Here is a 24,169-nt window from a genome sequence, read left to right on the forward strand (position 1 = left end):
TACGTAGCATGCCAAACGATGAAGTGAGTCAAGCTCGTTTTGCTGTTGTTGTCCCGGAAGAGACGGCCATGCAATGGCGCGAGAACCGGCACGCGTTCGCGGGTCGCTCAACATTCAGATTTACGCAGTAAGCGATACGAACGACGTTCGCCGCATAAAGGAAAAACAATGAAGACTCCAGTTCCACGAGTCGAAGATTGACTCGCCACCGGGCCGAGCGGGAACAACACGCCTCATGCTGCCGCAACTAAACGGCTTGTGCGCAGAAGCAAAACGCAGCCCCAGTCGGTACGCATGGGCATAGCCTTCAACCCTGTCATCCGACTTTCTTGTCACCTCATGGCCCCTCCGTTTTTTTTCAATCACGCGAACGATATTCGCTGCACGATGAGATAATCCGGTTCTCAATTATTAGTAAAGCGAGAGGGGGGGCGTTCGTGTATCTGGCGCAGATGGAAATCGCTAATTTCAGAAAGTTGCGCAAAGCGCAGTTGCAGTTTCAACCGGGCCTGAATGTAGTGGTTGGTGCCAATAACGTCGGCAAGACGGCGATTGTGGACGGATTGCGGGCGTTGCTGGCGGGGCATGACGAACCCTATCCGCGGCTAGATGCGGAAGATATCCATCGGCCACTCGCTACGAAACCCGAGGGTAACATCGTCTTTCGGTACGTCTTCCGAGGTCTCGACGCGGATGATGAAGCCGACTTCCTTGCAGCATTGAAGCCCGACGCCGCCGGCAAGATGGAAGCGCACATCACTATTCGCTATTCGGAAGCGGACAAGACCGGCCGGCTTCGGGCGAAGCGCTGGTGCGGCGACCACGAGGACATTGGCCTGACGTCGGACATGATGGAAAACCTCCGAGGTGTCTATCTGCCACCGCTGCGCGACGCCGCGCAAAGCCTCAAGCCCAGTCGCGCCAGCCAGTTGTCCCGGCTGTTCCAACTGCTAGCGGACGATGCGGGGCGTGACGGGATCAATGAAGCGCTGAAGAAGCTGGATGACGAGTTGAAGAAGCATCAACCGGTCATCACCACCCACAGCGCCATCAAAAGCCGGCACGACACGATGCTTGGTCCACAACTCGCTCAAGCCCTGAACCTCGGGCTCAGCGGGAGTGACTTTCAGCGTCTGGCGGCCCGCCTGTCCATTCTGGTCGACGCCTTCGAGATCGAACAGAACGGGCTTGGATTCAACAACCTTATTTTCATGGCGGTGGTACTCAGCGAACTGGCCAAAAATCCCGAGTCGAGCTATCGCGGCTTGATTGTCGAGGAGCCCGAAGCACATCTGCATCCCCAGTTACAGGCCGTGCTGCTCAGCTACCTAGAGACGATCAAGGCCGTCGAAGGGGAGAAGCCTGTACAGCTTTTTGTCACCAGCCACTCGCCTAATTTCGCCAGCATCGCCAACCTCGACAGTCTGACGTGTTTGGTGGACACCGGCACGACCGTGGAAACGTTTTTCCCAAGAACGATCGTGTTCGATAAGGGCAAACGTGAAAAGCTGGAACGCTACCTCGACGTTACCCGTGCCGAAATCTTCTTCGCCCGTCGTGTCATTTTCGTAGAACGCGCTGCCGAGCTTATGCTGGTTAACGTGCTGGCGGAGAAACTCGGTTTCAAGTTGCGGGAGCACGGCGTTAGCCTGATCAGTGTGGAGGGTTTGAACTTTGATTCGTTCATGCCGTTATTCGGAGACAACGCGTTGAAGATTCCTGTAGCGCTCATCACCGATGCCGATCCAATGAGCGAGCCCGTCGACGGACCTGACCCGGAGGCGCTTTACCCGTCGCTTGAAGACGTCGTGAAGGTGTCCGACAACACCGCAAAGATGAAGGGAAAGGAAGATGCCTTCGTCAAGGTTTTCCACGGTGTCAAGACCTTGGAGTATGACCTTGCCTTGCACGCGGAGAACCGGACCGCCATGCTCAAGGCGCTCAAGGAAATGCATCCGAAAATCGGAGAGAGTGTCGAGGTTGCGGTGAACGCCGCTCCCAATGATGCGGCAAAGGCGCGCGCCATGTTCAGTGGCATGTTCGAACGAAAACAAAACAATGTCCAGAAAGGCCGATTCGGTCAGGCACTCGCGCAAATTTTGGCTGAAGGAACGCAGTGCGAGGTACCGAAGTATTTGCATGACGCCGTCCAGCATGCCTGCCAAATAGTCAAGGCGCGGCCATGAGCCAATCGTCGGAAGAGCAGTTGGCGGTTGTCCATGCACCGCTGACCTCGATATCGGTCATCGCGTGCGCAGGCAGTGGAAAGACGCGGACCGCCGTGCGCCGATTGGCGGAGATTCGCAAACTGTTGGGCGATCAACGGGGACGGGTAGCGTTGCTGTCCTTCTCCAATGTAGCCGTGGACACATTCACCCGGAGCTATCAGACCCTCGCCCGGGAAATGGGCGTCGGCGCCGGCGGCCATCGCGTGGAGATCGACACGCTCGATGGCTTCATCACCCGTAATGTGCTTCACCCCCATGCGTTCCGAACCATGGGAGCCGGACAGGCGGCGTACCTTGTGACCGGCGAGGAGTCGTTTTTGGGCGGTTATAACTTCTGGAACGGAACCTATCCGGTCAACATCACCCGGATGCAGGTCGGTACCCGCGGCGCGGATATCTACTTCTACTACGCGAACAACGATCAGATCGTCGAACTGGACACCTACTACGCCAGCGAGATCGTTCGACGACTGGGCCGCACCGGTGCCTACACGCATAACCTAGGGCGCTATTGGTGTTATCGGACCTTGCAGGACCAGCCTGTAATTTTGCGCGCTCTCGCGCGTCGCTATCCGCACATTCTGATCGATGAGGCACAGGATATCGGCACACTGCATCAGGTCATTCTTGAGCAGCTCATCGGCGCTGGAGTACGGGTTTCGTTAATAGGTGATCCGAATCAGGGCATTTACGAGTTTGCTGGCGCAAACGGGCGGTTTCTGGCGAATTACGGTAAGCGTGCTGGGGTCACGGGCTACGGCTTGACCCGAAATTATCGGTCCGTGCCGTCCATCTTGTCGTTGGCGAACCGGCTGTCCGGTCGAGGCGATGCTGCGGAACGGACGGCACCCCACACCCGACACGGGGCTTTTTTTATCGCGTACAAAACGGCCGATAGAGAGACGCTGATCACGGGTTTTCAAGCGGCCGTGCTTGCTGCCGACCTCAAGATCGAGCGCTCGGCGGTGTTGTGCCGCGGTAGGGAGGCGGCAAACAAACTGGCTGGTCGTCAGGCACCGGTAGGCCAGGGGCTTATTAAAGCCTTCGCCCAAGCGGCGCTTCATCGAGACAAGCGGCAAGACTATCTTAGTGCCTTCAGGCTGGTCGCATCGGCCATCACCGGATTACTTGCCGATGCTCCGCACGGTTTGACTGCGACCATCACCCAACCAAACCGCTATCCAGAAGCCAGAGCGCTGCGCCGGCTCATCTGGGGTTTTACGCGCGACTCCGATACCGGACTGCCGTCCGCCACCTTGCCCGCAGATGGGCAATGGCATACTCAACTGTTATCGCGCGTGAAAAGCCTGCTTGCAGTCCTGGTACGAGATCATAGCCTGCAGGCAATCGACAAGTTGGGCAACAAGTTGGCGAAAACGGGATTGACCGCCGAGCCTCTCATGCTGGCAGGCGATCTGGGGGCGGGCGATGACACGCGCATCCGGATCGACACGGTGCACCAGGTTAAAGGGGAAAGCCTGGATGCTGTGCTTTACCTGGCAACGAAGGAGCATGTAGCTGCACTGCTCGGCGGAGTGAATACGGAAGTCGGTCGCATCGGCTATGTTGCTGTCACGCGCGCGAGGAATTTGCTCTGGCTTGGCGTTCCCGCGAACGCCCTGAGAGAATTTCGGCCGGCCTTGTTGGCTCATGGACTCCAAGAGGTAATCCTCTAGCTACCGCCGGCGCTGTTGCAGGATGCACTCACGCGACAGGTGCTGTGCGGTAAGAGGATCGTTCGTACTCAAACTGACGGAAACTCGTCCTCGCGACGGGGCAGTCACCGGATTGACAATCATCGGTTAGATTATTTTCCCCGCCTGCCCACGACCGGTCGCGACCAGCAAGCAAGACAGGAAAAAAAACATGCAAGAATCGGGAACCGGTTAATGCAACCCGGCAGTTGAATCGTGACATTTACTTAGTATTCCTTATTTATTTTACATAACCTTTATTAATAAAATTTAATAGGTCATGGTCGATACAAAATCCGACTCGTTGCCGTTGTCGCGCGATCTTTAAAGAACGCCGCTGAAAACGTCTGTTCGCACCTGTCGCGTCCGAAGAGCACCATGTCGCTCACGGTCCCGTGTTTTCAGATCCAGATTAAACAAGTCCCGCAGACAGAACCGCCAGTCGGTGAATAGATTAACGCACTGGCATACCTCGAGCACGAAACGATCTTTTCAACTACGAACTTAAATTATGCAGGTCGAGTTGTCGACGACACGCGCAGCCTGACTGTGCGATCTCCATTAACGGGCAGGCGATCTGAATCTGAATCAGTTCGCTGCTCAGGTCTGTTCCAGTGTGATTTCAGATCCGACTTAGAACGAGTAGGGCGTCGCCGCATAAATAGTCCGCGACTCAATGGGCGGACTGCTTGCGGAATTTGCGGGCGCCGTTCCCCAAAACGGCGCTCAGCGCAAAAATTCCTCAATTCGCGAGACTACCCGCAGGTCGTCGAGCCCAAGTGCGGGGTCGCATACAACGAGGCGAGACTGCAGGCTGGGTGTCGACGAGAATTCCTTCGGCGCGTCATCAAGAATGAGATAGTCGTTCGGAGAAAGGCGTCTTCGTCGAATGTGATCGAGAATTCGAAGCGCGCGACTCTCAATACGCCGGTTGGTTAGCGTAATGCGTACCGCCGCGGCCAACTCAGGCAGATACTTCCCGCAAAGGATTTCCGCGTTGAACATGTAAATCCACGTGCTATGTATTGCAATCTCAACCGGTTTGTCGGCGACTAGCGCTGCTAGCTTAGCCTCCAACGCGCACACGCCCGGTCCCGTCACCATTGGCCCGTCAGGCCCATATTCTAGTTCGCCAACGGTCGACGGGTGTAGTACGCCGTCGATGTCCAAAAAGATAGTTTTCATGTCGCCAATATGCCGTCGCGCCCTTTGATACGAGAGCGGCTACAAGTCCAATGAAGGTTTCAATTTTTCAGATGCCAAACCTGAGCGTTGCCCCAACCGTAGTCGTACAAACAGGCATCTTCGTTTTTCCGAGTTCGGCACTTAACCAACGCCGTTCATCCACTCGCGCTTCGGAGGCTGAAGCCTCTCTAGATGAAAGCGACCAAGCACATAGACCACTGAGACGGACACATACGTGGACACCGGACACCTGCATGCTCATCAACAGCATCCCACGAGGCCAATTGATATGCCTCAGATAAATTTGCACCGCAGCCAGGAAGTACAGGTCGTCTGCGAGGAAATGCTTAGAAGTTTTGACCATTGCGGTCCACATCAGCGATGCTTGGGAAGTAAATTTTGGAAACGGACGCGTCACAGGGATTGCCCGGCTTTAGTTCCCGAAATATCTCAAATTTAGTTCCTCGCGCTTCATGCGAGCCTCCCTTCAAAGGTCAGCCAGCATGACACGCGACGTTTCAGCTTTGCCTAGGTACGACACTACAGCTTTGCCGTAACACAGATAATGTTGATAATTTATCTTATGTCAAATTATAGAATCCGAACCCGACGGTCTTCAACCTTCGAACGGAATTGCTCGTCAAAGAAAGAGCCATGACATTACCGCGAACACCTTTTCCAGCGGTGGCGGAAAAATGAAAAGGTTGCTTGTGTTCTTTCGAACGGTTTTCGTCTTTCCTCGGTATTTGCCATCCCACCGACTTTGGTCGACATCGCCGCAGACAAGTACTGAGAACTGGTCGGTCGAGCGACCAGCATCGCGGCTAACCGCCATGCACCGGGCAGTAGCCGCCAGCCCATTGATTTTTCGCCACGTTTGCGGCTCAAGCTTGCTACCGACAATCTGATTCTTGCAGGGCTTTCCCGCATTAGTTCGGCCTGAACAACGCACGCTGCCGCCCTGCTCTATCCACGTCGAGTATTCCTCGCGCGACAACCCCACCAGTTATCCATGCGCGCCATTGCTGCCGAGCCGCGTGCACGCCTGAAACCGGTGATCCGGATGAAAGTCAATCGAGTTCATCTGCGCTAACAAAACCGACTGGACAAATTTTCCCTCTATCAGCGCCCCTGACTTGCCGTTCGGCGGGATCAAGCGATCGGCTTATTCGCCGCACACGCACCCATTCGGGTGATTGTAAGTAGGGGGTGCAGCCTCTAGCCTAGTTACACGTCAGCCACCCGAGACCTTGCGCTTCCGGCAATGCTGACTGGACATGCGCATGCCTGACATGAGTGAACTGGAGGTCTGGAACCGCGTGTATCGCGAGGCACACATCTCTGGCTTCCTGTTATCGAAATCAGCGTCGATCCAACTCGACATTACGGCTATGAAGTGAGGAGCGACGCAATGTCAGAAGCCATGCACGTCGACCGCCCTTGGGCCTACGTTACGTCTCTCCTGTCAGGGAACGCTCAACCTTTGCCCGTGGCCAGCCAGTCACGCACGAAGCTCACCGCGGCATCCCGCCTGCGCATCAAAATTACCGTGCTCGAACGTCATGGTCCGTTGAGCGCCGTCGTCTCGTGGTCCGATTCGACTGCGTGCTGTTACTGGGAGCAGTTGTGGCGCCGCGGCCGCGCGCGCAAACGCGGCTTTTGCGCACTCACCGGCACCCCGATCGTTGCGGGCGACGAGGTTTTTCGCCCCAGGCTCATCGCGCCGACTCCCGCCAACATCGACGCCATGATTCTCGCGTCGGTGATGGAAGCCATGCCTCTCGGCGAATTGGCCTGAGGCTTATCCGGGCTTGCCATGAGATCTACTCTCGACAGCGAAATCCCCGCAGCTGATGACTCCGTCGGTTTCAGCATGTACGTCGTCGATTGCTCGACGAAATGTGCGCTGGTGATGCTCATCATGCATACCAGCGGCGAGTCGGGAAAGCCGCGCCCAGGTCCGACCTGCCGCGCGCACGAATGATGATGTACCAGAAGTCCGCGTGCAAACTGCTGGCTGCGGCCGGCCCTCAATCAAAGGAACTACCATGAATGGAGCAGAAAGCCTTCTTCGGTCACTGGTCGCCAGCGACGTCACGGTCTGCTTCGGCAACCCTGGCACCTCGGAAATGCATTTTGTCGCGGCGCTCGACGCGGTACCCGACATGCGGCCGGTTCTGGGCTTGCAGGAGAACGTCGTCACGGGCTCGGCCGACGGCTACGCGCGGATGGCGGAAAAGCCGGCTGCCACCCTGCTTCACCTGGGCCCGGGACTCGCCAATGGTCTATGCAATCTTCACAACGCACGCCGGGCCTCCAGTCCGGTGGTCAACATCGTGGGCGATCACGCGTCGTCGCATTCGCTTTACGATGCGCCGCTTGCCTCTGATATTCAGGGCTTTGCACGACCCGTTTCGAACTGGGTCTATGCGTCGAAAAGCGCCCGGACAGTCGGCGCGGACGCCGCGCGCGCCGTCCACGCGGCGAAACAGAAACCCGGCTATGTCGCTACCCTCATCCTGCCCGCCGACGCAGCCTGGGACAGCGCCGACGAGGTTGCGCCGCCGCTGCCCGACACGCCGTGCGCCCACGCCGGCGAGGCAACCATCGAGCGGATCGCCGACCTGATCCGCGCGGGCGCAAAGACCACGTTTCTCTTGCGCGGCGATGTGCTGCGAGGCCGCGGCTTGAAGGTGGCAGGAAAAATCGCGGCGAAGACCGGAGCACGCCTTGTCTGCGATACCTTCGCGCCGCGAGTCGAACGCGGCGTGGGACGTGTCAGCATCGAACGCTTGCCGTACTTTGGCGAGATGGCCGTCGCTTTTCTGGAAGGCACGGAATTGCTCGTTCTGGTCGGCGCACAACCGCCCGTCAGCTTCTTTGCGTATCCCGACAAGCCGAGTTGGCTGACGCCTGCCGGATGCCGGGTCGCGACGCTGGCTCATCCGCACGAGGACGGCATCGCGGCGCTCGACACGCTCGCGTCGGCGTTGAACGCGCAAGGCAGCGAGGAGCGTCTGTACGAACGCAAAGAATCGACACTCTCGCTAGATAGCGATCTGGACGGGCGAAGCATCGTGCAGATGGTTGCCCGCCATCTGCCGGAGAACGCCATTCTGGCCGACGAAGGCGTGTCCGGAACACTACTGTTCTACGACCTGCTCGAAGACGCAGCTCAGCACGATCACCTGAATCTCACGGGCGGCGCCATCGGCAGCATGATGGCGGTCTCGACCGGCGCCGCAGTGGCGTGCCCGAACCGGAAGGTGGTGACGCTGGTCGGTGACGGCAGCGCCATGTACACGGTCCAGTCGCTGTGGACCCAGGCCCATGAGCACCTCGATGTCGTTACTGTCGTGTTTGCCAACCGGGGCTACAAGGTCCTGAACAACGAACTAAAACGCGTGGGCGCCACGACGGACGGCCCGCGCGCATCGCGCATGCTCGACATTGCCGCCCCCGCGCTGAGCTGGACAGATCTTGCGCGCGGCATGGGCGTGAGCGCCACGCGGGTCGAGACGCGCCGGGCTTTCGATCAGGCGTTCGCGGCTGCGATGAGCGTGCCGGGCCCGCATGTGATCGAAGCCATCGTGAACTAACGTCAATCCGCCACCAGCCCATCCTCGACACGTGACATGAACCTTGGCATCGAAGGTAGAACGGCACTCGTGAGCGGCGCAAGTCCAACTGGCCTCGTATCGACCCGTCTCCTCGACGGGTTAGCTCGCAGACGACAGCGTGGCCTTTCGACGCTCGCTAGCGTTCGCGCAGACGCAGACCGGCGCCCGGATCCGCGGCAAGCGAGCCATACAGGCGCAGCCGACAGTCGCTGGACAGCCGCGCTTCGCGTGCACTTGCCGCTTCGTCGCCACACGCCCGATGAACGGCCGCCGCTGTGCGATGCAGTCGCCAGTCCACCAGTGGCGTGTCGAATCCGTCGGTTGCCGCAAACGCCGCCCTTGAATGCGTCATGGCAGCACCCAGGCGGCCGGCTTCGAGCGCGGCCTGAGCCATGCGCTCCCAGGCCAGCCCATGCCAGACCCGCTCGTCGGTCGCCAGCGCCAGATCGAGAAACTGTCGAGCATGCCGCGCGCTGTCGTCATGCGCGTCTTTGCCGAGCGCTTCGCCCGAGACTCCCCATGCGAGCGCCAGGCGCCAGTGCCAGTCGAACATCGCCGGCTCACGCTCCATGTCGCGCTCGACTTCGGCAAAGCGCGTCGCGGCGGCGGCGGCGTTGCCGATCCCTGCCTGCGCAAGCCCGGTGACCACGTTCCAGGCCCGCCGTTGCGGCGCAAGCAACGCATCGCGATTGCCGAGGTGCCGGCACTCATCCGCGAGGATCGCTTCTGTCGAGCTGCGGAACTGCTTATCGGAGGCCAGGATGGTTTCGTAGTCCATCGTGTGGACGAGCAACCAGCCCCGATACACCTCGAGCGTGCGAGCGGCCAGATAGTTGCCGTTGTTCTGATAGAAACGGATGCCCGCTTCGAACTGACGAAATGAGCGGCTGAATTCGCCGAGCATCAGAGACGCCCACGCCGAGCCAAGCTGCATCATCCACATACCGCGCGCAAGGTCGACCTGCGGATACTCACGAGCATGCGCGAGCAGCATGCCAAAACCAGCCTCTACGTGCGCAAGCGCGGCAGCATAGCGCGTCGACACGATCTCGGGCATCGCATACTCGAGTTCTCCCCGCGCGAGCGCCAGCGTGTCGCCGCTTTCGCGCAACGTCTCGAGCGCCACATGGCAGGCTTCGTCGTCCTCCTTACTCCAGCCGAGTATCCAGATACGCCTGACGTGGCAATTGATCCGAGTCAAGGCCCTCACCTTGGGGTTCGGATGCGATGCGCTCAGGCGCAGGGCATCGTCGAGGCTCGCCACGGCCTGGCTCTGGCTGGTCCAACTGAGTACATGTGAGAGCCCGAGGAGGGCCCGCAACTGCACGTCGAGATCGCCATGGCAGCTTGCATCGTCGAACAGGCGCAGGTATGCGTGAACGGCCAACGGATCGTGCGCAACGGTGAGCAGCGCGGCGCGCACTTCTCCGAACTCGATGCGCCAGGGTCGTTGTGCATCGGGATCGAGTTGGCCAACGAGTTTGTCGCTCTGATCGAGCAACGCCAACGCGTCGCGGTGCGAATAGCGTGCTCTCGCGAGTTCCAGCGCAATACGCAGGTAGTCGAGCGCTTTTTCCCAGAGCCTTGCGTCGCTGAAATGAAGACATAGCTCCGCGGCAATTTCGCTGCGTTGATCCGGCGGAAATCGCTGTTCCAGTTGCGCTGCAATGCTGCGATGAGAGGCCGAGCGACGTCCGATACCTTGACGCACGTAGAACGCCTGCCTGATCAATGCATGCTGAAAAGCAAACCGCCGCGCGGTTGAACCGTCCGGAAACTGTTCGACGTCGAGATCGCGGATGAACTGCCCGGTGCGCAGCAGCACGTCACACGCATCGTCGAACGCCGATGGCGACATGGAGACCACGCTTGCCACCGTGGCCGAGGAAAACACCTGCCCCGCAACGCTCGCCGCTTCGAGCAGACGCCGCATGTCTGCGTCCAGCCGCTGGATCCGTGCTTCCAATGCCCGCATGACGGTCGGCGGCAGCGCCGAGCGAATCGTCGCGGCGCTCGCAAGCGGGCGCCAGCCGTCGCCATGCCGGCATACGAGCGAAAGTTCGAGCAGATGATCGAGCAGCGCGCGCACGAACAAAGGATTGCCATCAGTGCACTCGGCCAGCAGATGCGCGAACTCCTGATCGACGGGCGACGCCGAAGCGCCTGCCGTCAGCCATCGACCGATCGCTTCATGTGAAAGCGATTGGAGACGCAGTACGGTGCAGCCCCGATGTGTTGCAAGCGCGGACACCAGTTGCTGGATTTTGAACGGTGCGGCTTCCACCTCTTCGACGCGGAAACTGCAAATGACCATCAGGCGTGCTCTCGCGTGGCGTTGCGCCAGCATCGAGAGTAGATCGATGCTGGCGAAATCGGACCATTGCAGATCGTCGAAAGTGAGCAGGAGCGTTCGTTCGGCCGCCAGCGTTTCGAACAGCATGCAGCCCTCGCGCATCATGCGTTCGGGACCGGCGCCGATCAGATCGGCCTGCAGGGCACGGCGCCGTTGCGCGGGAACATGAGCCGGCATCACCACGGCCCAGGTCGGCGCGATCGTGATGATCGCTTCCAGCACGTCATCGCCTCCGGCGAGGCGGCAAAGTCGGCCCAGCGCCTCGAAAAACGGATAGAACGGTTCCGCGCCGCCATAGCCTTCGACGCAACCGCCTCCTGCGCTGCGCAGGCCCTCCCGCGCAGAGGAATCGCGCCAACGCCCTATGAGCGCCGTCTTGCCAATGCCTGCCTCGCCCGCCACGAACACGATCTGACGCTCGCCCGTATGCGCGCGGCGCAGCGCTTCAAGCAGCAGATCCTGCTCCTGCGTGCGGCCGACGAAAGGGTCCGTCTTGTCTTCGGAGGCGCGTGAACCCCCCACTGCCTGCGTCGCGTGGTCGTCGAGGATGAGACGATAGCCGCGTCCGCGAACGGTCTCGACGATACGCGGATGCGCCGCGCTATCGCCCAACGCTCGACGGATCGCCGCGATATGCGATTTGATGATTTCGGGTTGCACATAGACGTCGGGCCAGACGGCGTCGAGCACTTGAGCAGGACGAACCAGTTCGTTGGCGTGTTCCGCGAGATAGCGCAGCACGTCGAAGGTTTTCGGCGGCAAGTCGACGCGCGAACGCGCACCCGCCGTGGCGGGCGCGCCGTCCAGAGACCAAAGGCACTGGTTGACGGCATCGAGCAGGAAGCCTGAGAAGCGGATGCCCGCCCGGGCCTGGAATGCGTGACTCAATCGAGATACTCCAGGGTGGCCGGCCGGGTTTCCGGCAGGCCGCGATGATCAGCGCCCCGGTTCCGCGCCGAAGGTTCCGCTCATTCGAATTAGCGTAGTCCGGATGATGACCCGGCTACGCCAATTCGTCAAAAGACCGCGACGGCGATCAGGCCGCATAGTTCTTCAGAATGCGCAGATCCGTGACGGTATACGACATGCCCAGCCGATACCCCTTGCCGACGCGCAGCGGGGCAATCAGATGCATCTCTTCACCGTCTACCTCGGGAATCTTCAATTCGGCTGACCCGGACCAGACATCCACGATCGCGAGATCGTCGGTCAGGGACATCGTGAGCTCATCCACGGGCGGCTTGTTTTGACCGGCGGCGGCGAGCTGCGGAAAGTAACGGCGCATTGTAGTAGGCCGATTGAAAACGGCCGCCGGATCGGCAACGGGCTCCTCCAGTTGGACGCGAGCGGTCACCAGACGTTCTCCGTGCGCGGTGCAACTCGCGCCGAAGCGACTGCCTGCGGCCAGCGGAGCCGCTGCCGCGCTGGGTGCCGAAAAACTGCGCGTCTGGAAGACGCTTGCCAGTTTCTTCGGAAACCCCTGCGCCCAACCGCGGGCAATCGCCGCATCGTTATCGACGAAGATGTACGGGCAGTAGTTGATCGGGGTGCCCTCGAAGAGCGCTTCGACCATGACGAAGGCTTCGCGATACTGATAGCGCGCGGGGTCCGTCAACTCGTCGTTCGAGCCCGTGAACTGCCAGTCCAGAAACCACAGGAAGCAGCGCCCATCCGACTTCTCATCGAGCGTGACGCCCGGCGGCAGGAGCGCGGCGAGCGCCTGTTTGTCGGCCCAATATTCAACGACGAGGCAGTCGCTGGAATAGTGCCACGGCGGCATCGTCGCCAATGCGGACTTGCCCTGCGGAGTGACAGGAACTGAGAAAGCCTTTGCCATTGTCGTTCATCCTTGATCGAGGCGGCCAGAAGTCGCCGTTCACCGGGGCTGGCTTTTGGAAAACCGCAGCGAGTCACCTCAGGGCGACCATTCGAACGTGCACGTTGGCGGGACGCCTTGCCCCTTCTGTCCATCGCCATGAATCATTATTGGCGAACGCCCTGATGCATCCTATCCCCCGATCAGGGGGCCAACAGCGGCTTCGAACGCCACCTTGCGTGTCGCGTCTCTGCAAGATTCGACTCTGGCGCACTCCCCCGTTTGGGTGAGCCCCGAACGAGGGATTGAGCGGCCTGTTTCGACACTCCACACTGCACCCCTCGGTGAGTGGCGCTTATTGGCGGCGCCCGCTCGCCACCAGCAAGCGCCATGTCTCCACCGACAGCGGCGCATTCGCCAAACCCTCCCCCGGATAGAGTCACCATGAGCAAGAAAGTCGCGGAAGTCATCGTCGAGGTTCTCGAGCAGGCCGGTGTTAGCCGCTGCTATGGAATCGTCGGCGATACCCTGAATCTCATTGCTGAACACCTCGATAAAAGCACGATCGACTGGGTTCACGTTCGCCATGAGGAGGCCGCCGCATTTGCAGCCGGTGCGGAATCCCTTCTGACCGGTCAACTGACCGCTTGCGCCGGCAGTTGCGGACCGGGCAGTCTGCACTTTATCAACGGACTCTACGAAGCAAACCGTAACCGCTCGCCCGTGGTCGTGATTGCAAGCCAGGTGGCCATGACCGAAATTGGCTTCGAGTTCATTCAGGAAGTCGATTTCCAGAATGTATTCAAAGAATGCTCCGTGTTCTGCGAAATGATCCTCACGCCGGATCAGGCGCGCCGCAAAGCCGTCATGGCATGCCAGGCCGCACTGGCCAAACGCGGTGTCGCGGTACTGATCGTGCCCGTCGATATCTCGCATGGCGAGTTGCATGACGACCCGCCGTATCGGGTCCATCACAGCCGACCGACGATTCGCCCGAATGATCACGAGATCGCGGAAATCGCCCGTCTGCTCAATAGCGGCGAGAAAGTGTCGATCTACGCGGGCGCGGGCAGCCAGGACGCACTCGAAGAAATCAAGGCCGTCGCCGGGAAACTTTGCGCGCCGATGGCGCATACGTCGCGTGCAAAGAGCTTCCTCGAATACGACAATCCCTTCAATGTCGGCATGACTGGGATTCTCGGGAGTGAGGCCGGTTATCGCGCAGTGCTGGACTGCGATACGCTGCTTCTGCTCGGTGCCGACTTCGCGTGGAAACAGTTCTATCCTGACCACGCACGGATCATCCAGATCGACACCGACCCGACCCATCTCGGTAGACGCCACCCGGTCACGCTCGGCGCGGTCGGTGATATCCGGCCCACGCTGCAGGCGCTACTCCCGCACCTCGAACAGAAATCCGACGCGTCGTTCCTCAACTCGTCGCTCGCGCTCTATGAAGAGTCGATGGACAAATGGGCCAGGCAGCTTCATCCGGGTCACGGCGACAGCATCCCGGCCTCGTGGCTGACCTCCGTGATCGACACTCACGCGGACGACGACGCGTTGATCGCAGCCGACGACGGCTCACCCATCGTCTGGGCGCTGCGATTCTCCCATTCGAACGGCAAGCGGCGTCTGTTCGGCAGTCTGCTGCACGGCACGATGGCGAGTGCCCTGCCCAGTGCATTAGGGCTCGCGAAGGCCGCACCGGAGCGTCAGGTGATTGCCTTGTGCGGAGACGGTGGCCTGTCCATGCTGTTCGGCGAACTGATGACGACGATTCAGGAGAAGGTGCCGGTCAAGATCTGTGTGTACGACAACAGCAAGCTCGGTTTCGTCGAGATCGAACAGAAGTCGGAGGGCATGCTCGATACGTTCACCAAACTGACGAATCCCGACTTTGGCAAGGTGGCCGAGGCGATGGGTCTGTGGGGCCGCACAGTGCGCAACGCCTCGGAACTTGAAGGCGCCGTCGAAGACTGGCTGGCGCAGCCGGGGCCGGCGCTGCTCAACGTGTTGGTCAATCCGCTGGAACTGGTCACGCCGCCGAAGATCGAATTCAAGCCTGCGCTCGGCATGGCTTTGTATTCCGTGCGTGCCTTTCTTAACGGCCGGGGCGCCGACGTACTCGAAATGATCCGCGAAAATATCTAGCGTTAAAGCGAGATCAAACCCGCGAATCCACGAGCCGGCTTTGCGCTCCTGGATTCGCCTCGACGCCATGGAAAATCCGCTGCCGCGATACAGCGGCGGCTCCGCATGACTGGATCGATCGAATCAGGCGCCGGTCCTGAGTTCAGGCGACCGGCTATGATCGAGTGCGAGAAAGTACTCGCGCAGATGTGCGCAGAGCTTCTGCACCGACGGCGTCAATTGCCGCCAGTGCGGACAGATGAGACTCAGCGGCGACAACTTCCCCTCTATTTCGGGGAGAACAACTTCGAGTCGCCCGGCAAAGACGTCCTCTGCGACGTCCAATTCCGATTTGTATCCTATCCCCTGCCCTGCAACGGCCCAACGCCGTACGACGTCCGCATCGTTTGCCACCAGCGGGCCCGATACATCGATCCATTTGCGCCCCTCGCCGTCGGGGAATTCCCAGCGATCGTAGGGGCGGCCACTCAGCATATAGATCAGGCAGTCATGCTCGCAGAGTTCTTCAAGCGAGCCTGGCCTGCCGTGCGCGTCGAGATACGCCGGCGACGCGAACAGTACGCGCCGGTTTCGAGGCACGATGGGTAGAGAAACGAAACTGGCGTCTTCGAGAATTCCGTAACGTAAGGCGATATCGGCGGGCTCCCGAAAAACATCCGTGAGCTGATCCGATAGAAAGAGTCGCAGTTCGAGTCCTGGGTGTTCGAGCCGAAAGTCGGTGAATGGCTTGAGAAGAACGTTTCTTCCCAGATCGGACGGCGCCGTGATCTGGAGCACGCCGCTGAAGTCGACGTCCTGTAGACGAAGATTCTCCTGACCTTCGCGCAATGCCGATAGCGCGCGCTCTGCAAAAGGTAGATATCGTTCGCCATCCGCTGTCAGCCGCAGGCTGCGTGTCGATCGGGCAAACAGCCGAATGCCGAGCTCCATCTCCAGCCGCTTGATACTCGCGCTGATTTGCGCCGGAAGGACATCCATCTCGCGGGCTGCATTCGAAAAGCTCCCGGTCGCCGCCGAGCGGACAAAAGCAGTGAGATCGTCAAAGCGCATTATTTCGGTCCGGCCTCGGTTGCGTGTCAATTACAGAAACCTTTCGCGAAGGCTGATCTTCGTTGATCCAATGAAACTGCTGCACGATTTCGCTACTTAAAAAACAGCCAGGCACTCTGTAGCATCGAGGGCAATCAGCACGATTCCAATGGAGATATCGACGCTCGATCGGGCACTGCGCAAACCCGCATTCTATCGCCGTTTTTCGCCGGCTTTTGCATTCAGGGACCCGGCCTGGCGTTGTCTCGTCCCGACGAAACAAACGACGCCAATCAGCGCGCCCGTCAATTCAAAATGTCCTGGATCGGAGAACCTGAGTGATAGCCTTCGCCACCTTCCGTCTGGATAGCGAAAACCGATGCGTCTGGCGCTTCTCCGATGACGGCCCCGATTGCCGGTTGCCACTCACCCCGCGTGCATTCGATATGCTGCAATATCTGGCGGATCGTGCCGGACGGCTCGTCACGCACGATGAACTGCTGGATGCCTTGTGGCAGGGCCGGGCTGTGCAACCGGAAGTGTTGAAGACCCATGTCCTGTCCATCCGCACAACGTTAGGCGACGATCCCCGTTCGCCCCGTTTCATCGAAACCCATCGCGGGCGCGGCTACCGTTTTATTGCCCCCCTTCGAGCCACGCCGGCGCGCGGCGCTCTCCCCGCTGCGCCAGGCGCACAGAACACGTTCGTTGGTCGGACCTCGCAATTAGAACGCCTGACCGGCCTGCTCGACGAAGTTCGTCAAGGTGCAACCCGCATCGTGTTTGTTTCCGGTGAACAGGGAATCGGCAAGACGGAACTGGTCACACGCTTTCTCAATACGCTGGCCGACGACACAACGGTTCTGACGTCCATTGGTCGTTGCATCGAGGGCTACGGCGGAATGGAGAACTACTACCCCGTGCTCGGTGCGCTGACGAAACTCGTCCGTGGGCCAGCCGGGCCGCTCGTCGCACGAACCCTTGCAGCGGTTGCGCCGACCTGGGCTTTCCAGATGGCCGGCTCGCTGCCGCGAGAATGCCAGCGGGACCCGACTTATCAAACCGGGGCCGGCGCGAGCGAGCGCATGCTGCGTGAAATCTGCGGGTTTTTCGACGAGTTGACCCGGCAGCGTCCCCTGGTGTTGGTACTCGAGGACCTGCATCAGTCCGATTACCTGAGTGTCGACATGCTCTCTGCGCTCGCGCGTCAGCGTGGCGAGTCGCCTCTCATGATCATCGCGACGTACTGCGCCGAAGAAGCGGCCATGCTCAGGCATCCGTTACCGGTCCTCAACATGGAATTGCGACTCAAAGGCCTGTGTCACGACATCGTACTGGAGCCGTTGAGCGAAATCGCCGTCGCCGACTATCTTAGCGTTGGTGCGCAAGCGCCGGACGGCGCTACGGCGCAAGGCCTCGCCACACTCCTACGCGAGAGAACCGGTGGCAACCCGCTTTTCATGGCCGCTACACTGGATCAGCTTGCCGCGCTGGCAATGGCGCGGCTCGCACCCGATGGCTGGCGCCTCGATTGCCTGCCGCACAACGCGCGGCTTGCGCTCCCGACCGCGTTGGGCCAGGTCATCGAGCATCGCATCCGACGCCTGAGCGCCGTGCAGCAGCGCATTCTCGAGATCGCCAGCGTGGCAGGACAGACCTTCAGTGCGGCGAGTGTCGCAGCTGCCGCTGATATGTCGCACACGGAGGTCGAGCATATCTGCGAGGTTCTGTGTGCACAGGAGAGCTTTATTCGACGTGACGCTCATTCGTCGCCGGCACATCACCTCGATTCCGGCAGCTACCGGTTTCGCCATGTGATGTACCGGCAAGCGCTGTACGAAAGGCTCGGACTGCTCCGCGCAGCGAGCCTGCAAACCCGCATGGCCGAAACACCCGAAGCGCCCACACCGATCGATGAGAGTGAGATCGACCCAACGCCCGGCTTGCGCATCGCAGGGGCGAATGGGCTCAACCGGAACCTTCACTAACGACGTGGTCTCGCACCTTGCATCCAGCGCATATCGACGGCCCGCCGCCCTTCAGGACTGATGCTGCCAGCGCTGCGCACTCATGCCATAGACGACGCCGCGCACCCGATTCAGGTTACCGAGCGGACGGAACAGCGGTGGTGCATTCCATGGATTGAACGCCATCGCGTCGACTTCTTGCGCAGCCCTTATGCCTTCTTCGTCATCGATGTTCTGGCGAGGTATATGCAACGTTGCGATCTCGACCGGTGCAGATATCTCTTCTCGCCATTGCACGCCGGCATCCTCGATCGGTGTCTTCTCTTCATCGACGAAACGCTGAACCGCAAGGCGGAAACTAACCGGAGCGACAATAAGGCGATTCGACAACTCTTTATGCAGATCATCCGACGCCTCGTCTGCGGCAGCGACGGCGCTGTGGGAGTGCGCCGGCCGAAGATCGAACCGGACCGCCGCTTCGCCCCACAGAACCGCTCCCCGGCTCCAGAAACGTTGCATCGCCAGGCTCGTGCACGGACGCGCCCCTTGCTGAATGTTGTCGAGCATGCGTTTTGTCTCGGCTTCTCCGAACCTCGATAACAGACGCTCCTTGAACGTCTCCCGCGGACCTTGCGCAAGCGAAGCAAAATCGACGAATTGCCGCGCATTGCGTGCGTGCGAGACTGGAAAGCTTGTTAGAAGGAAGTCATGGATCGCGGTTTCATCGAGCGTCATCTTCAAGGCGATCCCGCGCATATCGGGAGCCGAGTCCGGTTGTGGAATCGCACTGGCGTTGGAGAAGCGCACCGCCACCGGAATCGTCGCGCCCGGCTGAAAATGCAACACACGGAACGCTTCGGGAATGCTGTCGTCTACGATCAACGAAGCATTGGTGACGCCGACCACCATCTTCGAATGAAGCGTGCGGTCGTACCGGGTCTTTCCAGACTTAACCATATTGTTCTGTTGAATCTCAAGCATCTTCGCCGCCAGATCGAGAAAGATCTGTTTTTCCGCTTCCGGCGATCCACCGTCGTACACTTCTCTCCACGCTTGCATGCGAATCTCCATTTTCCATAACTACGATCAGTGACGCATCGCCAAGGCAATCAGAACGTGAAAGGGAAGCACCAGCAGCGCCGTGCCCGCAACCCCAGATAACCATAAGAGCACAAACCATCCCGCACCTTTGCCGGACGAGACAAGCCTGCGGATTGCAGTTTTCTGCATGGTTGTGTCGATGTGAAGAATCGATCGGCGCTTTAGTGGTAGCCCGACTCACCGCCCCTCAGCTTGCCTTTGAACACCCGGTACTGCATCGCGTTGTACACCAGGATGATCGGCAGCACGATCGCAGTGCCCACCAGCGCGAACAGCTGGCTCGCGTGACTCGACGATGCTTCCCAGATCGTCAGCGAAGGCGGCACGATATTCGGCCAGATGCTGATCAGCAAACCGCTATAGCCGAGAAAGCACACGACCAGCGCCAACACGAAAGGCCTCGCTTCATGGCGCTGCTTGATGGAGCGCAGAATGCCCCATGCACAAGCGAGCACGAGAACGGGCACCGGCAGAAACCATCGAAGATCTCCAGCGCCGAACCAGCGATGTGCAACGGCAGGCAGACCCATTGTCGTCCACAGACTGATCGCGCCGATCATGCCGAGCAGCAGCCACACGAGTACGCGCATCAATGAGCGCATGCTCCGTTGCAGATCACCCTCGGTCTTGAGGATGAGCCAGCCGCAACCGAGCGTCGCATAGGTGACGAGCACACCGATACCGCAAAAGAGGCTGAACGGCGAAAGCCAGTCGAACGGACCGCCGGCAAACCGATGGTCGACGATCCGGATACCTTGCAGCAGCGAACCCAGCACGATTCCCTGGCACAGCGCCGCCAGTGCCGATCCACAAGTAAAGGCCAGATCCCACGCATGCCGCGTGCGCGTTGCCTTCGCACGCAGCTCGAACGCCGCGCCGCGGAATATCAGGCCGACCAGCATCAGGATGAGAGGCAGATAGTTGGCAGGCAGCAAGGTCGAATAAACCACGGGAAATGCGCCGTAGAGCCCCGCGCCGCCGAGCACGAGAAAAGTTTCGTTGCCGTCCCACACGGGCGCAATCGTCTCGATCATGACATCGCGGTCACCTCTCGCCTCGAAGAACGGAAACAGCAGTCCGATACCCAGATCGAAGCCGTCCAGCATGACATAGATGAACACGCCGAGTCCGATGATGGCCGCCCAAATCACGGGAAGATCGATCTGCATGAAGTTACTCCGTTTCCAGCGCGTCGAGCGCGCGATTGTGCAACACCGGATGTTTGCGCTGCCCTTTTCCCTCGAGATATTCTTCCGGCCCGCGTTTCATCATTCGCAGCATGTAATAGATGCCCGTGCCGAACACCGTGAAATAGACGATCACCAGAATCAGCAGCGAGACGCCTGCCTGCTGCGCGTTGATCGGAGCGACCGAATCGACGGTTCGCAACACGCCATAGACGGTCCAGGGCTGCCGGCCGACTTCGGTCGTCACCCAGCCGGCCAGCAACGCAACGAGTCCAGACGGTCCCATGCACAGCACGAACCATTGATACCAGCGGGTTTCGTAAAGACGGCCGCGTATTCGGAGCAATAGTCCAAGCAGCGCGGTCAGAAGCATCAACATGCCGAGCCCGGCCATGATGCGGAAGGTCCAGAAGATGATTGGAGAAAATGGCCTGTTTTCCGGTGCAAATTCTTTCAGGCCGCGAATCTCGCCCGTCCAGCTATGGGTCAGAATCAGACTGCCCAGATGCGGTATCTGGAGGGTGTAACGCGTGACTTCCGCGTTCATGTCCGGCAGCCCGACCAGGTTCAGCGCGGTTCCGCCCTTTTCCGTCTCCCAGAGCCCTTCTATCGCCGCGATCTTTGCCGGCTGATACTTGCGTGTGTTGAGACCGTGCGCATCGCCGACGAAAATCTGAATCGGCGTGAGCAGCAGCAGAATCCAGAGCGCCATCGAGAAGCTGCGGGCCACGGGAGCGTCGCGTCTGCCGTGAAGCAGATGCCATGCGCCACACGCGGCGACGATGAAGCCCGCAACGATGAACGCCGCGATGGTCATATGCGCGAGCCGGTAAGGAAAGGACGGATTGAAAATGATCTTGAGCCAGTCGACTGGCACGATCCTGCCATTTTCGATGGCGTATCCCTGCGGCGTCTGCATGAAGCTGTTCGATGCCAGAATCCAGAACGTCGAGATCAAAGTGCCGAGCGCGACCATGAGGGTCGCAAAGAAATGCGCTCGCGGACTCACGCGCTGCCAACCGAACAGCATCACACCGAGAAAGCCGGCTTCCAGAAAGAACGCAGTGAGCACCTCGTAAGTCAGCAATGGCCCAGTGACATTACCCGCCACGTTCGAAAATCCGCTCCAGTTGGTGCCGAACTCGTAAGCCATCACCACGCCTGACACGACGCCCATGCCGAAACCCACGGCGAATATCCGCGACCAGAAGGCAAACATTTCGCGGTAGGCGCGGTCGCCGGTAAACAGCCAGAGCGCTTCGAGCACGGCGAGAAAGCTGGCCATGCCGATACTGATCGCCGGAAACACGATATGGAACGACACCGTGAAGGCGAACTGCAGTCTTGCGAGGTGGAAAGCATCGAACATGTCCATAAGCGTCACTCACTCTCCGGCTGATTGCAGACGAATCCGGCACACGGCGTCCAGGCGCCCGGGTGGGCCTTCGGACCTCGGCACTAGCGACAAGTGTGCGGCGGCCGCAAACGAGTTCCTATCCCCCTGGTGGGGGGCTCACCTGACAGAGGGATGTGCTGCGAGCGGGCGTGGGTGAGCTTTGGGTGTGCGTATGCTTACGCCAGATTGGTCCGGCGAACGATCGCCTCCAATGACCGGCGCCCCGCACCGCTAGACAAGACCGTAGCGGCTTGCCAGTGTGACTGCTTCGGTTCTATTTTTGACCGACAGCTTTTCATAGAGATGCTTTGCGTGTGACTTGACGGTTTCCGGTGCGATACGCAAATGCGCGGCGATCTGCTTATTCGTGAGGCCCGAGCCCATCAGCCGGACGATCGTGTGTTCGCGGTCGCTCAGACCCATCGGCGGCGTCATTTTGCCAAGCCTGACGGATGCCGCGCGCACCGTCCGCAATTCGATCTCGGCGCGGCGGCGCATCATCAACGCGCCCAGATAGGGCAGCAATTCGCGTTGATCTTCAACCAGCTCACTCTCCCCGCGAACGATGACTTCGATGAGTGCGCAGACCGGTTCGCTGCAATCCACAAGCGTCTGATGCAAGCCGGACTGCGCAGCCGATTCGATCAGTGTCGCGAGCAACAGCAGCGCTTCGTTACGCCGGTTGGTGGCGAGTAATGCTTCCACCAGCAATAGCCCGATCATCGCGGCGCCGTAGCGATCCCGTCGTGCGCGGGTCACCTCGTAGAGCCGATGCAGCGCATCCGTGTCGACCGTGTCCGGCGCACGAACCAGCGCAAGACGCGCCTCGCCGAGTACGCGATAACGCAGGATCTCGAAGTTGACGCTGCTGTCAGATACCTCTTGTTGCTCGGCCAAACGCGCCAGCCGCCTGACGCGAATTTCAGCCTGGTCGGCGCCGTGTCGTAGCAGGTGCGCTTCGATCTGCCCTGCAAGACTTGCTGCCTGGAGACGCGGCCAGCCACGCCGGATCGCGAGCGTTTCGGCTTCGTCGAGGAGCGTGATCGCGCGGCCCACCTGCCCTCGTTGCAAAGCGATGCGGGCAAGCAGGCTATAACTGCGCACGGCGATTTCAGGCGCTGCGCCCTGTGAGATATGCCGCAGGCGTGGCGCGACCAGCGCCTCGGCGTCGTCGATGCGACCGGCTTCGTAAAGCACCTGTGCGGCGACACAGGCAGGAAACACGTCGATCAACGTGTGACCCTTATGACGGCGGGCGAAATCGAGTGCATCCTGCGCAAGAACGCGTGCGGCCCGGAAATGCATCTGACTGAGCGCAATCGCCGCGTCGATCGCCAGGTCGAATATCCCGGTTATCGCGTGCAACGCGCTGGGCTGGGAACCGGGCTGCCGGCGCTTCACGGCATAGAGCTTCTCGATATCGCCGAGCCGCCAGTAGACCCAACGACACGCCGTTAATGCGACCGGCGACGTGGCGCCCGAACGCAACGCGAATTCCACGGCGGACAGTGCGTGCGCAACGTCGTCCTGAAGGACGAAAGCCGCCGCGCACAACGCGGCCGTTTCGCCTCGGACTGCGGTGGCGGCCGATCCTGGCAGGGTTGCAGCTTGCAGGTCGACGCGTTGCGCCGAACGAAGCGCGGCGTCGATATCGAATTTGGCGAACTGGTGCCAGGCGCGGGCCAGGCCGCGCTGCAAATGCCAGGGTCTGCCGCCCGGCACTTCATTGAGAGGCAGCGTCAAGACATGTCCGCTGACAAAAATGCTCGGGCGTGGCCGAACGACACGTCGCTCACGTTGGGTCCTGTCTGGAGTGAATTTGCAGATCGGCGCTTCATTCATGTCACGCTCCGTCGGTAACCGGATGGCCTACACCAGTCGGCGAATATCTGAGTCAAGACTAAACTCTGATCCGCTAAAGAGCGTGAAGATGAGGTTTTATTTTGGTAAAGGTCACGTCATTAACCGTCTAACTTATGACTAAACGGAAATGAAAGAGTTATTTTGAGGGAATGTAAGACGGGGCGCTCACTCGCGCGGTTTATCCGGCCTGACCGGATTGCGCCTGGCAATCGAGGAGCGCAATGCGGAGTAGGCAGGGGCCACCATCGGGTAATCTGCGGGAAGCGACCACTTCGCACGATATTCGTCTGGGGTCATGCCAAACTGGCGTTGCAGGTACCGCTTGAGAGATTTCAGCTTTCGTCCGTCTTCCAGACAGACCAGATAATCATTGTGTACCGATTCTTCGATCGGCACGGCGGCGCGTTGCCTGATGCGTTCGGTTGCGGACTCGTAGAGCGCCACGAGTGCGGCGTGTGTGCTGGAGATCAGCGCCGGCAGTTCGCCCGTTGGTAGCGAATTGCTGGCAACGTAACTCGCCACAATCTCTACTGTGAGCTCGATAAGATTGGCTTCGCGGGGCACAGGTGATTGGAA

16 protein-coding genes are annotated in these 24,169 nt (G+C 59.9%); 6 read left to right on the forward strand and 10 right to left on the reverse strand.

The window, feature by feature from the left end:
* Window positions 1-437 precede the first annotated feature (437 nt).
* Window positions 438-2,186, forward strand: a complete 1,749-nt coding sequence (locus tag FQ705_RS04080) for an ATP-dependent nuclease (RefSeq protein WP_144138137.1) — start codon at window positions 438-440, stop codon at window positions 2,184-2,186.
* Window positions 2,183-3,904, forward strand: coding sequence for a UvrD-helicase domain-containing protein (locus FQ705_RS04085; protein WP_144138138.1), 1,722 nt, complete (start codon window positions 2,183-2,185; stop codon window positions 3,902-3,904). The genes FQ705_RS04080 and FQ705_RS04085 overlap by 4 nt, the downstream gene beginning before the upstream one ends.
* Window positions 3,905-4,648: 744 nt before the next feature.
* Here the strand turns inward: FQ705_RS04085 and FQ705_RS04090 are convergent.
* The gene (locus FQ705_RS04090; protein WP_144138139.1) at window positions 4,649-5,107 is read right to left on the reverse strand and encodes an HAD domain-containing protein; all 459 of its coding nucleotides are present in this window, start codon (window positions 5,105-5,107) and stop codon (window positions 4,649-4,651) included.
* A gap of 1,411 nt (window positions 5,108-6,518) precedes the next feature.
* On the opposite strand from FQ705_RS04090, the gene FQ705_RS04095 reads away from it, so the two are divergent.
* Both FQ705_RS04095 and FQ705_RS04100 read left to right on the forward strand, forming a co-directional pair.
* Window positions 6,519-6,905, forward strand: coding sequence for a DUF3331 domain-containing protein (locus tag FQ705_RS04095; RefSeq protein WP_144138140.1), 387 nt, complete (start codon window positions 6,519-6,521; stop codon window positions 6,903-6,905).
* A 250-nt stretch (window positions 6,906-7,155) separates the two neighbouring features.
* The gene (locus FQ705_RS04100) at window positions 7,156-8,706 is read left to right on the forward strand and encodes an acetolactate synthase large subunit (protein WP_144138141.1); all 1,551 of its coding nucleotides are present in this window, start codon (window positions 7,156-7,158) and stop codon (window positions 8,704-8,706) included.
* Window positions 8,707-8,863: 157 nt separating this feature from the next.
* Here FQ705_RS04100 and FQ705_RS04105 read toward each other — a convergent pair whose 3' ends face one another.
* Entirely contained in the window at window positions 8,864-11,968 is a 3,105-nt protein-coding gene (locus tag FQ705_RS04105; RefSeq protein WP_144138142.1) for an ATP-binding protein, read from the reverse strand.
* A 148-nt stretch (window positions 11,969-12,116) separates the two neighbouring features.
* Window positions 12,117-12,917, reverse strand: a complete 801-nt coding sequence (locus FQ705_RS04110; RefSeq protein ID WP_144138143.1) for an acetoacetate decarboxylase family protein — start codon at window positions 12,915-12,917, stop codon at window positions 12,117-12,119.
* A 423-nt stretch (window positions 12,918-13,340) separates the two neighbouring features.
* Here FQ705_RS04110 and FQ705_RS04115 point away from each other — a divergent pair, with 423 nt between their 5' ends.
* Window positions 13,341-15,050, forward strand: coding sequence for a thiamine pyrophosphate-dependent enzyme (locus tag FQ705_RS04115; RefSeq protein WP_144138144.1), 1,710 nt, complete (start codon window positions 13,341-13,343; stop codon window positions 15,048-15,050).
* A gap of 123 nt (window positions 15,051-15,173) precedes the next feature.
* Here FQ705_RS04115 and FQ705_RS04120 read toward each other — a convergent pair whose 3' ends face one another.
* On the reverse strand, window positions 15,174-16,100 hold the full coding sequence (locus FQ705_RS04120; RefSeq protein ID WP_313955656.1) for a LysR family transcriptional regulator: 927 nt from the start codon (window positions 16,098-16,100) through the stop codon (window positions 15,174-15,176).
* A gap of 317 nt (window positions 16,101-16,417) precedes the next feature.
* On the opposite strand from FQ705_RS04120, the gene FQ705_RS04125 reads away from it, so the two are divergent.
* On the forward strand, window positions 16,418-18,067 hold the full coding sequence (locus tag FQ705_RS04125) for an ATP-binding protein (protein ID WP_144138145.1): 1,650 nt from the start codon (window positions 16,418-16,420) through the stop codon (window positions 18,065-18,067).
* A 51-nt stretch (window positions 18,068-18,118) separates the two neighbouring features.
* Here the strand turns inward: FQ705_RS04125 and FQ705_RS04130 are convergent, their stop codons facing one another.
* The 6 genes from FQ705_RS04130 to FQ705_RS04150 all read right to left on the reverse strand — a co-directional run bounded on the left by FQ705_RS04130 (window position 18,119) and on the right by FQ705_RS04150 (window position 24,157).
* Window positions 18,119-19,105, reverse strand: coding sequence for a catalase (locus FQ705_RS04130; protein WP_186307779.1), 987 nt, complete (start codon window positions 19,103-19,105; stop codon window positions 18,119-18,121).
* A 27-nt stretch (window positions 19,106-19,132) separates the two neighbouring features.
* Entirely contained in the window at window positions 19,133-19,276 is a 144-nt protein-coding gene (locus FQ705_RS33955) for a hypothetical protein (RefSeq protein WP_186307780.1), read from the reverse strand.
* Between the two features lie 32 nt (window positions 19,277-19,308).
* Window positions 19,309-20,316: a cytochrome d ubiquinol oxidase subunit II gene (cydB, locus tag FQ705_RS04135; RefSeq protein ID WP_144138147.1), complete on the reverse strand. Its 1,008-nt coding sequence runs from the start codon at window positions 20,314-20,316 to the stop codon at window positions 19,309-19,311.
* Between the two features lie 4 nt (window positions 20,317-20,320).
* Entirely contained in the window at window positions 20,321-21,709 is a 1,389-nt protein-coding gene (locus FQ705_RS04140; RefSeq protein WP_144138220.1) for a cytochrome ubiquinol oxidase subunit I, read from the reverse strand.
* Between the two features lie 252 nt (window positions 21,710-21,961).
* Window positions 21,962-23,473: a helix-turn-helix transcriptional regulator gene (locus FQ705_RS04145; RefSeq protein ID WP_186307781.1), complete on the reverse strand. Its 1,512-nt coding sequence runs from the start codon at window positions 23,471-23,473 to the stop codon at window positions 21,962-21,964.
* A 285-nt stretch (window positions 23,474-23,758) separates the two neighbouring features.
* The gene (locus tag FQ705_RS04150; RefSeq protein ID WP_144138149.1) at window positions 23,759-24,157 is read right to left on the reverse strand and encodes a MucR family transcriptional regulator; all 399 of its coding nucleotides are present in this window, start codon (window positions 24,155-24,157) and stop codon (window positions 23,759-23,761) included.
* Window positions 24,158-24,169 lie beyond the last annotated feature (12 nt).

Source organism: Paraburkholderia sp. BCC1884, from assembly GCF_900996225.1.
Taxonomy (GTDB): domain Bacteria; phylum Pseudomonadota; class Gammaproteobacteria; order Burkholderiales; family Burkholderiaceae; genus Paraburkholderia.

What these genes read in the sequence shown, in the direction of transcription:
- FQ705_RS04085 (WP_144138138.1), top strand. Translation starts at nt 2,183, where the DNA reads ATGAGCCAATCGTCGGAAGAGCAGTTGGCGGTTGTCCATGCACCGCTG.
- FQ705_RS04090 (WP_144138139.1), bottom strand. Translation starts at nt 5,107, where the DNA reads ATGAAAACTATCTTTTTGGACATCGACGGCGTACTACACCCGTCGACC.
- FQ705_RS04095 (WP_144138140.1), top strand. Translation starts at nt 6,519, where the DNA reads ATGTCAGAAGCCATGCACGTCGACCGCCCTTGGGCCTACGTTACGTCT.
- FQ705_RS04100 (WP_144138141.1), top strand. Translation starts at nt 7,156, where the DNA reads ATGAATGGAGCAGAAAGCCTTCTTCGGTCACTGGTCGCCAGCGACGTC.
- FQ705_RS04110 (WP_144138143.1), bottom strand. Translation starts at nt 12,917, where the DNA reads ATGGCAAAGGCTTTCTCAGTTCCTGTCACTCCGCAGGGCAAGTCCGCA.
- FQ705_RS04115 (WP_144138144.1), top strand. Translation starts at nt 13,341, where the DNA reads ATGAGCAAGAAAGTCGCGGAAGTCATCGTCGAGGTTCTCGAGCAGGCC.
- FQ705_RS04120 (WP_313955656.1), bottom strand. Translation starts at nt 16,100, where the DNA reads ATGCGCTTTGACGATCTCACTGCTTTTGTCCGCTCGGCGGCGACCGGG.
- FQ705_RS04130 (WP_186307779.1), bottom strand. Translation starts at nt 19,105, where the DNA reads ATGCAAGCGTGGAGAGAAGTGTACGACGGTGGATCGCCGGAAGCGGAA.
- FQ705_RS33955 (WP_186307780.1), bottom strand. Translation starts at nt 19,276, where the DNA reads ATGCAGAAAACTGCAATCCGCAGGCTTGTCTCGTCCGGCAAAGGTGCG.
- cydB (WP_144138147.1), bottom strand. Translation starts at nt 20,316, where the DNA reads ATGCAGATCGATCTTCCCGTGATTTGGGCGGCCATCATCGGACTCGGC.
- FQ705_RS04140 (WP_144138220.1), bottom strand. Translation starts at nt 21,709, where the DNA reads ATGGACATGTTCGATGCTTTCCACCTCGCAAGACTGCAGTTCGCCTTC.